Origin of the sequence: Flavobacterium xylosi, assembly GCF_042787345.1 — a bacterium.
Taxonomy (GTDB): domain Bacteria; phylum Bacteroidota; class Bacteroidia; order Flavobacteriales; family Flavobacteriaceae; genus Flavobacterium; species Flavobacterium xylosi.
In genome coordinates, this window is sequence record NZ_JBHZPZ010000003.1 from 267,615 (window position 1) to 279,952 (window position 12,338).

Sequence of the window (12,338 nt, forward strand, 5' to 3'; positions counted from 1 at the left end):
TTATATTTTTAGTGTTATTTTAATTTTTAAATAAAAAAAGAACGCACCCATTCGTCGTCACTTTTCTCTAATTCTTCATAACTGCCTTCAGCATGAATTATTCCGTCTTTCAAAATCATCAATCGGTCGGCAGTATGTTTTGCACACGCCATATCATGAGTAATAATGATAGAAGACGTTTTATTTTTTTTCTGTATTTCCAATATTAGTTCGCTTATTTCCCTTGATGTTATCGTGTCTAATCCTGTAGTAGGTTCGTCATACAATAGTATTTCAGGTTTAAGAATAAGCGTGCGTGCAAGTCCAATCCTTTTACGCATTCCGCCGGATAATTCCGAAGGCATTTTATCTATAGCCTCAGCCAAGCCAACACTTTCTAACACTTCTAGGATTTGAGATTCTAAATCTTCTGGAGATAGATCAGGTACATGTCGTTTTAAAGTAAAACCAAGGTTCTCCCTAACGCTCATCGAGTCATATAAAGCTGCATTTTGAAAAAGAAACCCAATTCTCACCCTAATTTCATTAAGCTGAGTATTATCCAGTTTGGTTATATCCGTATCAAAAACTTTTATTTCGCCTTTATCCGCAATCACCAATCCCACTATACATTTTATAGTTATTGATTTTCCTGATCCTGATTTTCCTAGGATTACTAAGTTTTCTCCTTTATTTACAACTAAGTTGACTCCTTTCAGCACTTCGTTTTTCCCGAACGATTTATGCAAGCCTACAATTTCTATTATTGAAGTTTTGCTATCGGGCAGGGCAGGGGCATCTATATTTTTTTTCTCCTGTATCATTTTAAAAGAATAAATCAGTTATTTGTACCGCCAACATATCAATAATGAATATAGTCAATGAAGCAGTTACTACGGCGGAGTTTGCTGCTAAACCAACACTTTCAGTGCCATTTGCGGCAGTAAATCCTTTATAGCAGCCAATCATTCCAATAAAAAAACCAAAGAAAAATGTTTTAATTGTTGCTGGTACAATATCTAAAAACGCCAGCGATTCAAAAACTTGAGAAATATAACGGGTCAGGTTAATGTCATTGTGCATATTCACGCCAATAAATCCTCCAAAGATCCCAATAGCATCTGCAAATATTACTAAAATAGGAATCATAAGTGTAGTGGCTAAAATTCTTGTAACTACTAGGTATTTAAAAGGATTAATAGCTGCTACTTCCATAGCATCAATTTGTTCGGTTACTTTCATGGAGCCTAATTCGGCCCCAATACCGGAAGAAACTTTCCCTGCGCAAATTAGGGCTGTAATAACCGGAGCAATCTCTCTTATTAGAGAAAGTGCAACCATTCCCGGCAACCAGGATTCAGCTCCAAATTTTGCCAATGTTGGTCTGGATTGTAATGTAAGTACCAATCCCATTATAAAGCCCGTAATTGCCACTAATGGTAGTGATTTATATCCAATTATATAACACTGCTTAACGAACTCTTTGAATTCATAAGGTGGCTTAAAAACTTCTTTGAAAAAGCGAGCCGTAAACAGCGAAACTTTACCAACATCGTCAAAAATATTCTTTAAATAAATAATCAAAATAGTATATTTATTGGTTAGTGAATTATAAATTATTAATACGTTATCTTATAAAAGTATGAAAGAAAGTATTCCCATTTGTATATGCGGAAAGTCTTTTAAACCTGACTACAACTTGTAATTTAACTGTATTGAAATAGTACTAATTTATTGATAATTATTAAATTAGCTCCTTTAGGGGTAATCGGAATAGATAAAAGATTAATTAGATAAAAGGTAATTAATGTTAATAACACATCCAGTAAAAGGGGAAGGAAGAGTGTATTTTGAAAAATAAAATTAATCACCAGAAAACAAATAGTAAAGCAAATCGTGTATCGCTTTCTTAGCTCGTTAAGGCTGCCTTTAATTGATTTTTCTGTATTCATATATTTGCGCTGTAAAGATGTTTACGAAATCTAAAATTTCAACAGGCAAATATCATTATGATTACAAACTTATGATTTACATAATTTTTGTTAAATGTTTCATTATTCACAGAGTTAAAGCATCATTTCTAACAATTAAATAGCTATTAATCATTTTTTATTGCTTGATACAATGAGAACAATACCCCCAACAGCTAATACTATTCCAACAATTGGAGACCAATTTATCGGATGATTTACCTCTTTATTTACTTGAATTGGACCAAAGTCTACCACTTTTTCAGTAGTTACATAGTTGAATCCAGTGTACGCCATCATAATTATTCCTATTACGACCATTCCTATTCCTAAATTTTTTAATTGCATATTTTATTGTTTTTAAGAGAAATTTTTTTAAAAAAATTAAGCATGCGAAAAATATTCTTGTACAAAAGCGTGCTGTTGATTCTCGTTCATTTTATCGGTGTTTTTTATTTCGAATTTTATTTTAAGAAAACGAATATCTTCACTTAAAAGGTCAAAAAACTCGATTTTTGCATCAGCAGGACCAAAAAGTATTACTTGTTCATAATCTTTTATCGCTTCACTCAGTTTCATATAATAATCTAAAAGAATTTTCTTCTTTTTATTACGTATTTGACTTTCACTTTTAGACAAATTTTCGTCTTTCACTTCATTTGTCAGTTTTGATTCAATGGTTTTTATTTCAAAATGCTTATTCGTAAATTCCATTAAATGGGCAATGGAGTGATCCATCCATATACCTAATCTTTTTCTCCTTTTCATGATGATTTTCTAAAATATTAAATCATAAATAAACTATTTATAATCGTTTAATTGCAATAGTCTAAAGTTCAGGCATTTGAATCTAAAAATGTTATAAAACTTTCTGTTAAATTTATATAATTCACAGGTTTTTAAATTTATAATCACAATTCTTAACAAATAATTTTCTTCAGAAAATGCAGCAGAACCAAGAAAATTTAGCATTAGAAACGGTCCAGATACATTTTTCATTTTATTCCATAATACACCAAAAATCATAAGCGATCTTACGTTTTCAATAAGTGCTACTGACGGGTTAAAATCAATTAATATGTTTTACATTTAATGAAGGAAATTTTATAGATGTATTTTGATTTATAATAGCGATCGGAATGTTTTTTTCTATTCTTTTTAAAGATTTTTCCAATACTAATCTTGCCATCAAATAACTTACCGTTGATTCGGCACCCTGATTTAGATTTACATAATCCTCTTCTAATCCGTCATAGCACCCCCCAGTACAAGGATTATAAATAATCTGGTGTAAATGATTGTTTCCCAAAAACCAATTAAATGCTGTTACCATTTTTTCAAAATATTCTTCGTTTTTAAAGACAGCATCAAATTTATGTAATGCAAGAATTGTATACGCCACATCGATGGGTTGCTCACCACCTATAGGACTTGGAGCTAATATATTTTCTTTTTTCAGCCATCCTTTATTAGAAATTACTTGAATTCTGTTTTCTATAAAAATTTTAGAAAGAAGAAAGTCAAAGGATGTTTTTGCAATTTTCTTATAAATTAGCTCACCTGTGGCTAACCAAGCACAAAGCATCGCTTCTGGTAAAATACTGTTGCCATAAGTAAGATAACTTTCAAACCAATTCCATTCCTCATCTGCTTCGTGTTTGTACATTTGTACCAACCTGTTGGCAAGTGTTTTAATTATAGAAATGTTTTGTTGTGACACGCTTTTTGTATTGTAGTAATATACTCCTTTGATTATGAAAGCCATTGCTCGTGTGGAGTGAAATTCAAAAACATTTACTAGTGCACTTTCCATGGTAAGAGCCGCATCTTTAGCTAACTCTTCGGGAAGAATGCTGCTTATTGAATTTAGATAGCCCAAAGCCCAAATAGCTCTTCCATTTGAATCTTCTAAGTTTGTTTTGTAGTTTTGTTTTGTGAAATTATATTCTTCATTTATATAATTTAGAAAATATCCATGGGGTTGCAAACAATATTTTATAAAATCGAAATAGATTTGGATGTATTTTAAATCATTATAATCCTTTGTCAATTCATATTGCTGACACATTGCTACCATGGCTCTGGCATTGTCATCTAAAGTATATCCGGAATCAATATCCGGTTGATTGATGATTGAAAATTGAATCATTCCAAAATGAGTTGTTAGCTTTATAATGTGATCCAGATTAACAATAGGAATTTTATATTGTAAGGAGATCTTTTCTTCTCCAACTTTCTCAAATAACATGGCATGAGCAATTGCTGAATTCTCCCAAGCGGTAGGAGCAATTCTATGCAAACCGTTTGAACCCATGTTTTTTCTCGACTGCTCATCAAGTAATAGCCTATTTGTTTCTTTAGCTAATTGTTTCGAATTGTTAAAATCAATAATAATTCCTGCATTATTTTTTAATATTTCACAGGCATGGGGAATAGGCGTTGAAATAATTGGGCAACCGCAACTAATAGCATACGAAAAGGTTCCGCTTACAGCTTGATTTGGATCGTTTGAAGTAAATAAGTAAATATCAGTAAGTTGTAAAAATTCTAATAATTCCGATAGCGGTAAAAAACAGTTTATAAAACGAACATTTTCCTGAAGCTGTAAGTTTTCGATTTTGGCTTCTAACATTAAACGGTATTTTTCTCCTTCTTCTTTTGCTACTGAAGGATGCGTTTTCCCTATAATTAGAAATAGTACCTCTTTATTCTTTTTTACTATTTCAGGCAATGCTTCTAAAGTAGTTTCAATACTTTTTCCAGAGCTTAATAATCCAAATGTCGAAAGTATTTTTTTTCCTTCTAATTTGTATTTGATTTTTAATTCCTCCTTATCAGAATGAGGAACTAAATGGGTTCCGTGCTGAATTATTGTAATTTTATCTTTTGTTACACCATAATCTCTGACTAATAGCTCCGCAGCTGAATTCGTCATTACAATTAAAGAATGTGCTTCTCGTGCTATTTCTTGAACATTTGCTTGCAATGATGGATTAGGCCTTGGTAGTACGGTATGAAAAACAATGATAACAGGTTTTTGAAGTGTTTTTATAAATTGTTTTAAATCAGCTTCATTGTTTTTAAATAATCCAAATTCATGCTGTATCAAAACCATTTGCAACTTGATATTAGTATTAATTTGATTTGCTAAACTGACAAAGGCATTCGGATGGTCTGTATTAAGGATGTACTTTATCGCATCATTATAAGTATGCTGCTCATGATCAGATTCCAAAGGACAAATTTTTATTTTAAAAGAATTCTTGAATTTATTGTGCAATGCTTTAATTAAATCTTGAGAATAAGTTGCAATACCGCACTCGCGAGGAGGATAGGTTGTCACAAATAAAATTTCAGGCAACTCCTTTTTTGTGTCTGGATACAGTAAATTATTTAACTTATTCCCATAAGTTTTCTTTGAAATACTTATAGATTGTAAATTTTGACGTTTAACGATTATTTTATTTAGCATGATCTATGGTGTTTAGCATTAATTCTTTTAGTAATTCTGATTGATTAAGAGAGGCACAGCCAACACGCTCATCTGCGGCACCATAATAGATATAGAGCGTATCACCAAATAAAGCCGTACCGGATGGGAAGCATACATTATTTACTTCTCCATTTAATTCCCAACTTAGTTCAGGTTTAAACAGTGGATAGGGCAATCGCGCAATTTCTTTCTGTGGATCGTGTAAGTCGAGTAACGATGCGCAGGCGGAATAAACAAAACCCTTTATGGTATCCTCTACGCCGTGATATATCAATAGCCAACCAAATTCCGTTTCAATAGGAGGGCAGCCTCCGCCTGTATAGCTGGACTCATGGTTGTATTGTGGTGCTAAAACAATTGTATCTTCAAAACCAATAAAATAATTTTCCCAGAATTCAGGTGTGAGTTCCACAATTTCATTTACTGCAACAACGATTTGTATGTCAGGTTTTATTCGATGCAAAAAATAAAGCATTCCATTAATTCTTCTTGGAAAAAAAATTAAATTTTTATCCCAAAGCAGTACTTTTCCACCGTCTTTTTTTTGAACGCCTCTCTGCCGATTATAACGAAAGTATTTTTCACTTTTTGGTTCATCAGATTCAGTGAGATCAACAAACTTTTTATACGTTATTTGTGCCACGATGATTCCTTGTTTTTCCCATTCGATTAAATTTTTTGATAAAGCCAAAGCACCTAAAGCATTTATACCATCATAAGCGGTATAACTAAGATAATATAAATCATCGATTTTCACAATACGCGGATCTTCAACGCCATGCGATTCATAATCAAATTCAGAAATGATAATAGGAGTGTTATTTCGATTTTCAACGGTAAGTGGCCCGTCTAATTTACTGTAGCCAATACTCGAAAAATTCCCGTTGCTTACCGCTCTATAAAAGAGATGTACATTATTACCTTCTTTTATCGATGCAGGATTTAGGACGCCTTCATTTTCAAAATCGAGTAGTGTTTTTTGAATTATAATTCCTTCTTTTTTAACTGCTATCATGACAAATGTTGTGAGAAAAATTTAATTTTTTTTAAGCGAAAATTTAATTTTGAATGATAAATACTAAGGATATAAAGGTCGATTTCTTATACTCCGGATGTGTTATATAAATTTTTAAATTAGTTATACTATTTACAGTTTTAAATAGAAAGGCTGTTTTGCCTTCACGAAAAATTAAGATTTGAATTACTGGTACAAAAAAAGGCTGTTGTCACCAACAGCCCTCATCCAAAAAAATCAACATAATCTTTTTCTTGTTTCCAATTAAAAAACGTCTGATTAAAAAAGTGTAAATATCGATTTTGGATAAATAAAGGAATTACAAAACTTTTATAATTAGTTAAATACTTCACAGACACTGATGAAAGTAATTTTCACCATTTTGGATACTAATGTTTTTTTTAGATAAAAAAAGGCTGTTGATATCAACAGCCTTTCAAACCTAAACCCAAAAAAACTCAACTTAATTATTATTTTATAAGAAGCTTCAATCCTTATACTTCTGTTTTTAAGAAATTTGTATACATAACCTTGTATTTAGAAAATTTCAGAATCTACGGTTTCATTTAATTTTTCAAAATCTACTTTTTCTAAGCCAATTTCGGCTGATAAGTTATCTTCTTCGATTGGCCTTGAGGAGCTTACTTTACCAACTCTACAATTGCTTGGAGATCTGGTTTCCAATTTTTTTTCTAATATTTCCATTTTGTAGTAAATTTAATAGGATTTTTAATTAGCTTAGATATCTCCTTAGAACCCATGCCATTGTCTCATGTTGCTCCATTAATCCGGTCATAAAATCGGCAGTTCCAGAATCTTTATTTTCATTAGCACATAAATCAATATCTTTTCGCAATTGGACAATCACGGTCTCATGATCATCTAACAATTCTTTTTTCATTTCTTTTGGAGAAGGATAATGATTTGGAGATTCTTTAAGGATGGTCAGTTCAGAGAACTCTTTCATTGTACCAATAGTTTTTCCACCAAGTTTGCTGATGCGTTCCGCAATTTCATCAATTGATTCTTCCAATTGTCTGTATTGACCTTCAAATAATTTGTGAAGTTCCATAAAATTCTCGCCGGCAACATTCCAATGAAATTTTCTTAATTTAATATACAATGTCATTTCATTGGCTAAAATAGAGGAAAGAAATGCGTTGCTTTTTTGTAAGTGACTTTCTGTAATTCCTATTTGTGGTTTCATAATTCTTTGTTTTTATTTTGTTATTTTTTTTAAAATATATTAGCCTTTAACAATCATTTTACCAGTGTTTTCGCCTTTAAATAATCCCAGCAATGCTTTAGGCAATTGATCAAAGCCATTTTCAATTGTTTCAGTAAATTTTATTTTTCCATCTTTCACCCACTCGGCTAAATGCTTAATTCCTTGGGGAAACTCGTCCTGAAAATTACTTACGATAAAGCCTTGCATCAGCACACTTCTGGTTAGTAACATTGGTTGTAAACGAGGTCCCACAGGTGTTTCAGTACTGTTGTATAACGCAATCTGTCCGCATAATGCGATTCTGGCATTAAAATTTATATTTGCAATAACCGCATCAGAGATTTCACCACCTACATTATCGAAATAAATGTCTACTCCGTTTGGACATAAATCTGCAATTGCTTTTTTCATGTCTTTAGTGGTTTTGTAATTAATGGTTTCATCAAAACCGAATTCAGTTTTCAATAATTGAGTTTTCTCATCAGAACCGGCTATTCCAATAACCCTGCATCCTTGAATTTTTGCTATTTGTCCTACCACAACTCCTACAGCTCCGGCAGCTCCTGATACGATCACTGTTTCTCCTGATTTTGGTTTGCAAATATTCATTAAACCAAAATAAGCGGTAAGTCCTGTCATTCCTAAAACACCTAAATAATAACTCGCTGGTGCAATAGAAGTATCAATTTTTTTCAAATCTTTTTCTGAAGCGATGCATTTTTCTTTCCAGGGTAACGTTCCTAAGACAATATCACCCGTTTTTAAATTATCAGATTTACTGCCCAATACTTTTGCAATGACACCACCCTGAATAGGCTGATCGATATCAAAAGGAGGAGTGTAAGATTTGGCATCATTCATCCGGCCTCGCATATAGGGATCAACGGAATAATACATTCCTTCCAATAAAACTTCACCATTTTTAAGTTCACTCACATCGACCGTTTCTAACCTAAAATTGTCAAGAGTAGGAGAACCTTTTGGCCTTGATGCCAACACTATTTGCTTTGTTTTCATTACTTTTTTATTAAACTATTAAATTCTAAAAAGGGTCAGAAAGACCGCTTACGCGAATGAGTTTCTTATTTACAAATTCTTGAATTCCCAATTCCGACAATTCTCTGCCATAACCGGAGCCTTTAGTTCCTCCAAAAGGTAGATTTGCTTTAGTCCCGGTTGGATGATTAATGAACACCATTCCGGCATCAATTTTGTCAGCAACACGTTGTCCTCGTTCTATATCGTGAGTAAATACCGAACAACCTAACCCAAAACTGGAATCATTTGCTAAATCTATTGCTTCCTCTTCATCTTTTACTCGATAAAAAGAAGCTACCGGGCCAAATAATTCTTCGTAATAGGCTGGTATTTTAGGATTTAAATCTGTTAGAATTGTAGGTTGCATAAAAGCACCTTCACGATCAGATCGTGCACCACCCAATAAAACTTTTGCACCTGCATCCACGGATCGTTTTACCTGATCTGCTATATGCACAGCTGCCGCCTCGCTACTTAATGGACCTAGTTCTGTTTTAGAATCCATTGGATCACCTATAACTAAGGTTGATAATTTTTCTTTGAATTTTTTAATAAATTCATCAGCAACAGCTTCAACGGCTATAAATCTTTTGGAAGCCACGCACGACTCTCCATTGTTATTAATTCTACCAACGACAGCCCATTCAACAGTTTTATCAATATCAGCATCATCTAAAATGATAAAAGCATCGCTGCCTCCTAATTCCAGAATTGATTTTTTTAAATTTTTCCCTGCTTCTGCTGCTATACTTGCGCCTGCTTCTTCACTACCGGTTAGAGATATTCCTTTTATTCTTTGATCAGCTACTAAAGCGGTAGCTCTTTTACCTGAAATTAAAAGGTTTGTATAAAGGCCAGCCGGGGCGCCCGCTTCATTAAACAATTCTTCAATGGCAATGGCACATTGTGGAACCGACGAGGCATGTTTTACTAAAACCGTATTTCCTACCATTATATTTGGAGCTGCAAAACGGGCCACTTGATAAAACGGGAAATTCCAAGGCTCTACACCTAAAATTATTCCTATTGGACTGAACCGTATAAAAGCACTCCCAAATTCTGGTTTCAAATGCTTATCAGCTAAAAAATCAGGAGCATTAGTTGCATAATAATCAAAAATATCAGCACTTAATAAAATTTCACCTTCAGCTTGAGCAATTAGTTTTCCCATTTCCAAAGTAATAATTTTGGCAAGTGATTCTTTTTTATTCCGCATTAATTTAGCCACTTTATGCAATAATTTTGCACGTTCTATATAGCTTGTCTCTTTCCATTCTTTAAATGTTTCTTCAGATTTTTCAATTAATGTATTAACAGCTTTATCTGTCATTTCTTCAAATGATTTGATAACTTTATTAGTATATGGATTAACAGTTTGAATGGACATACTTTGTGATTTTTAAGTAATTAATTTTTCAGATTATTTATTTTAAAGGTTTAATCAATCCATACATCGCTTCATATTTTGAAACTATTTCGGATTCACCTATTGAAGAAAAAATAGCTTCTAAACGTTTGATGTGTTCCTTTGTAAATTCATAATGTGTCTTAAGTGAATCAACTAATTCTTTAGTTGCAGCCTTTTTAATCATTATAGGTATGGATATAATTAATGCTTTTTCTGCAAAATAAATTTCTTTAAGTTCATCGACAAAAATATTGCGACAACCTTCATTTCTTTCAGGTGCAGCTAACTCTGAATTTCCTTTACCTTCTTGTGGACCTCTTTTTTTATCAGTTTTGGTGGCGGTACTTTTCATAAGTTTTTGTTTAATTATATAGTAAATCTTAATATTGCAAATTTGAGGTTTATTACTCTTTGATGCTTTACACAATTTTATAAATGAGTTACAACTTTCACACTTTTCTCTTTAGAATAAAAATTGACTAAAAAAGATTCATTTCAACGACCAATAAAATAGTAGAATTTAAAGAATACTGCAAGGTTTAGATTTTTGATTTTAAATCATAACTGAAGCGGTAACTTAAAATTAAGTATTTCCGCAATAATTTTAGTTAAAAACGACATAAAATATTGTTATTTAAGTGATTATAATTTAAAAATGAATTTGTACAAATAAAATATTTTTAGCTTTTCGTATAAATTCCTAATTAATTCTCATAATTTAACTTCATTTTCCAATGGTAATCCTTCTTCAAAATCTGTGAAGTTTTTTAAGGTGGTAATTGCAATTTGATCTAGTGCTTCTTTGGTGAAAAATCCTTGATGAGGTGTAATTAAAACATTATGAAATGCCATTAATCGTTCTATCAAATCATCTTGTATGATGCTTTCAGACAGGTCTTTAAAGAATAATTGTTCTTCTTGTTCGTAAACGTCAATTCCTAAATACCCTAAGTGTCCGTTTTTTAACGCATCAATAGCATCGGAAGTTTTGATTAATGCTCCGCGGCTTGTGTTGATAAGCATGGCTCCATTTTTTATTTTGGAAAAAGTTTTGCTGTCAAAGAGATATTTTGTTTTAGGATTCAAGGGGCAATGGAGGGAGATAATATCGGAGTTTTTAAATAACTCATTCAAGGTTTTATATACAACACCTTTCTCTTTGAGCGTCTCAGATTCATTAACATCATAGGCAATAACTTTGCATCCAAAACCTAACATTATTTGGCAAAACGCAGTTCCAATTTTTCCGGTTCCTATAACGCCAACAGTCTTTCGGTATAGATTGAACCCAATAAGATTTTCCAGTGAAAAATTGCTTTCTCGAACTCTATTGTATACTTTATGCGTTTTTCTATTTAAGGTTAGAATTAACGCTACAGCATGCTCTGCAACTGCTTGTGGGGAATAAGCAGGAACTCTCGTTACTTTTATGTTTTTATTTTTTGCGGCTGCAAGATCTACATTATTAAAACCGGCACATCTTAAATCAATGAGTTTAATACCTATTTTAGAAAGTTTGTCAATCGTTTTTGCATCAATTTTATCATTTACAAATACACAAACAGCCTCAAATCCTACTGCTAAATTAGTAGTATCCGTATTTAAAGCAGCTTCAAAATAAATCAGTTCGTGCCTGTTATTAGTATTGAATTTATCCAAAAATTCACGATCATGAGGTTTTGTGCTGAATACGGCTATCTTCATGATTACATTTTAAATTTGTTACCCGTTATCTTCTTCTAAATCAATATGATTGTCGCCACCTGTACTGTAATAATTATTTTCCTCGTCTTCACTGCCTATACTTTCTTGCAGATTATCTAATTCTGAACCAGGAATATCCAAATCTTCTCCAGTCATATCGTCATCAAAATCTTTTTCATTAGCTGTACCAATTTTATCTATTTCAATAACATCTTTCATTTTAGAAATATTCTCTGGATCGATATCACTTTCTTCTTTATCTGTATTATAAATGTCTTCGCTGGAAGGATAAATTTGATAATCAGGAAAATTCTCGTTATCGTCTTTGTTTATTTCCTTTGTATGCGGTTTCGGGATGTTTACTTTCTTTTTCATTGTTTATAGTAGCAGGATTCAAGTTATAAATGCAACTTTTTGATTAAACATATAATTAGGTGTTTCAAAATTAAATCTTTTTCTTGGTCTATTGTTTAATTTCTCTTGTATTTCTATAATTTTCTCAT

General features: G+C 32.2%; 13 protein-coding genes and 1 pseudogene. All 14 read right to left on the minus strand.

Annotated features, from left to right (window positions below; translation table 11 throughout):
* Positions 1 to 26 precede the first annotated feature (26 nt).
* Positions 27 to 803, minus strand: a complete 777-nt coding sequence (locus ACFX5E_RS04005; RefSeq protein ID WP_379853880.1) for an ABC transporter ATP-binding protein — start codon at positions 801 to 803, stop codon at positions 27 to 29.
* A gap of 1 nt (position 804) precedes the next feature.
* Positions 805 to 1,563 carry an MlaE family ABC transporter permease gene (locus ACFX5E_RS04010; RefSeq protein WP_379853881.1) on the minus strand — a complete coding sequence of 253 codons (759 nt, stop codon included), beginning with the start codon at positions 1,561 to 1,563 and terminating at the stop codon, positions 805 to 807.
* 518 nt (positions 1,564 to 2,081) lie between these two features.
* The gene (locus ACFX5E_RS04015) at positions 2,082 to 2,297 is read right to left on the minus strand and encodes a hypothetical protein (protein WP_379853882.1); all 216 of its coding nucleotides are present in this window, start codon (positions 2,295 to 2,297) and stop codon (positions 2,082 to 2,084) included.
* A 36-nt stretch (positions 2,298 to 2,333) separates the two neighbouring features.
* On the minus strand, positions 2,334 to 2,717 hold the full coding sequence (locus ACFX5E_RS04020) for a hypothetical protein (protein WP_379853883.1): 384 nt from the start codon (positions 2,715 to 2,717) through the stop codon (positions 2,334 to 2,336).
* A gap of 301 nt (positions 2,718 to 3,018) precedes the next feature.
* Positions 3,019 to 5,421, minus strand: a complete 2,403-nt coding sequence (locus tag ACFX5E_RS04025; RefSeq protein ID WP_379853884.1) for a glycosyltransferase — start codon at positions 5,419 to 5,421, stop codon at positions 3,019 to 3,021.
* On the minus strand, positions 5,411 to 6,457 hold the full coding sequence (locus tag ACFX5E_RS04030) for a glycoside hydrolase family 130 protein (protein ID WP_379853885.1): 1,047 nt from the start codon (positions 6,455 to 6,457) through the stop codon (positions 5,411 to 5,413). The genes ACFX5E_RS04025 and ACFX5E_RS04030 overlap by 11 nt, the downstream gene beginning before the upstream one ends.
* A gap of 537 nt (positions 6,458 to 6,994) precedes the next feature.
* Positions 6,995 to 7,162 (minus strand): hypothetical protein, encoded by a 168-nt coding sequence (locus tag ACFX5E_RS04035; RefSeq protein WP_379853886.1) that lies wholly within the window; start codon positions 7,160 to 7,162, stop codon positions 6,995 to 6,997.
* A gap of 28 nt (positions 7,163 to 7,190) precedes the next feature.
* Positions 7,191 to 7,664, minus strand: a complete 474-nt coding sequence (locus tag ACFX5E_RS04040) for a Dps family protein (RefSeq protein WP_379853888.1) — start codon at positions 7,662 to 7,664, stop codon at positions 7,191 to 7,193.
* A 39-nt stretch (positions 7,665 to 7,703) separates the two neighbouring features.
* Positions 7,704 to 8,702, minus strand: a complete 999-nt coding sequence (locus ACFX5E_RS04045) for an NADP-dependent oxidoreductase (RefSeq protein ID WP_379853890.1) — start codon at positions 8,700 to 8,702, stop codon at positions 7,704 to 7,706.
* Positions 8,703 to 8,727: 25 nt separating this feature from the next.
* The gene (locus ACFX5E_RS04050) at positions 8,728 to 10,110 is read right to left on the minus strand and encodes an NAD-dependent succinate-semialdehyde dehydrogenase (RefSeq protein ID WP_379853891.1); all 1,383 of its coding nucleotides are present in this window, start codon (positions 10,108 to 10,110) and stop codon (positions 8,728 to 8,730) included.
* Between the two features lie 37 nt (positions 10,111 to 10,147).
* On the minus strand, positions 10,148 to 10,483 hold the full coding sequence (locus ACFX5E_RS04055; RefSeq protein ID WP_379853892.1) for a DUF892 family protein: 336 nt from the start codon (positions 10,481 to 10,483) through the stop codon (positions 10,148 to 10,150).
* A gap of 359 nt (positions 10,484 to 10,842) precedes the next feature.
* On the minus strand, positions 10,843 to 11,835 hold the full coding sequence (locus ACFX5E_RS04060) for a 2-hydroxyacid dehydrogenase (protein ID WP_379853893.1): 993 nt from the start codon (positions 11,833 to 11,835) through the stop codon (positions 10,843 to 10,845).
* Positions 11,836 to 11,853: 18 nt separating this feature from the next.
* Positions 11,854 to 12,210, minus strand: a complete 357-nt coding sequence (locus ACFX5E_RS04065; RefSeq protein WP_379853894.1) for a hypothetical protein — start codon at positions 12,208 to 12,210, stop codon at positions 11,854 to 11,856.
* Positions 12,211 to 12,228: 18 nt separating this feature from the next.
* Positions 12,229 to 12,338 (minus strand): annotated as a pseudogene (locus ACFX5E_RS16240) (IS30 family transposase); the annotation flags it as partial.

Excerpts from the sequence above, each read along its gene's own strand:
- ACFX5E_RS04050 (WP_379853891.1), bottom strand. The coding sequence starts at position 10,110 with ATGTCCATTCAAACTGTTAATCCATATACTAATAAAGTTATCAAATCA.
- ACFX5E_RS04040 (WP_379853888.1), bottom strand. The coding sequence starts at position 7,664 with ATGAAACCACAAATAGGAATTACAGAAAGTCACTTACAAAAAAGCAAC.
- ACFX5E_RS04005 (WP_379853880.1), bottom strand. The coding sequence starts at position 803 with ATGATACAGGAGAAAAAAAATATAGATGCCCCTGCCCTGCCCGATAGC.
- ACFX5E_RS04015 (WP_379853882.1), bottom strand. The coding sequence starts at position 2,297 with ATGCAATTAAAAAATTTAGGAATAGGAATGGTCGTAATAGGAATAATT.
- ACFX5E_RS04060 (WP_379853893.1), bottom strand. The coding sequence starts at position 11,835 with ATGAAGATAGCCGTATTCAGCACAAAACCTCATGATCGTGAATTTTTG.
- ACFX5E_RS04035 (WP_379853886.1), bottom strand. The coding sequence starts at position 7,162 with ATGGAAATATTAGAAAAAAAATTGGAAACCAGATCTCCAAGCAATTGT.
- ACFX5E_RS04025 (WP_379853884.1), bottom strand. The coding sequence starts at position 5,421 with ATGCTAAATAAAATAATCGTTAAACGTCAAAATTTACAATCTATAAGT.
- ACFX5E_RS04030 (WP_379853885.1), bottom strand. The coding sequence starts at position 6,457 with ATGATAGCAGTTAAAAAAGAAGGAATTATAATTCAAAAAACACTACTC.
- ACFX5E_RS04055 (WP_379853892.1), bottom strand. The coding sequence starts at position 10,483 with ATGAAAAGTACCGCCACCAAAACTGATAAAAAAAGAGGTCCACAAGAA.
- ACFX5E_RS04045 (WP_379853890.1), bottom strand. The coding sequence starts at position 8,702 with ATGAAAACAAAGCAAATAGTGTTGGCATCAAGGCCAAAAGGTTCTCCT.
- ACFX5E_RS04020 (WP_379853883.1), bottom strand. The coding sequence starts at position 2,717 with ATGAAAAGGAGAAAAAGATTAGGTATATGGATGGATCACTCCATTGCC.
- ACFX5E_RS04065 (WP_379853894.1), bottom strand. The coding sequence starts at position 12,210 with ATGAAAAAGAAAGTAAACATCCCGAAACCGCATACAAAGGAAATAAAC.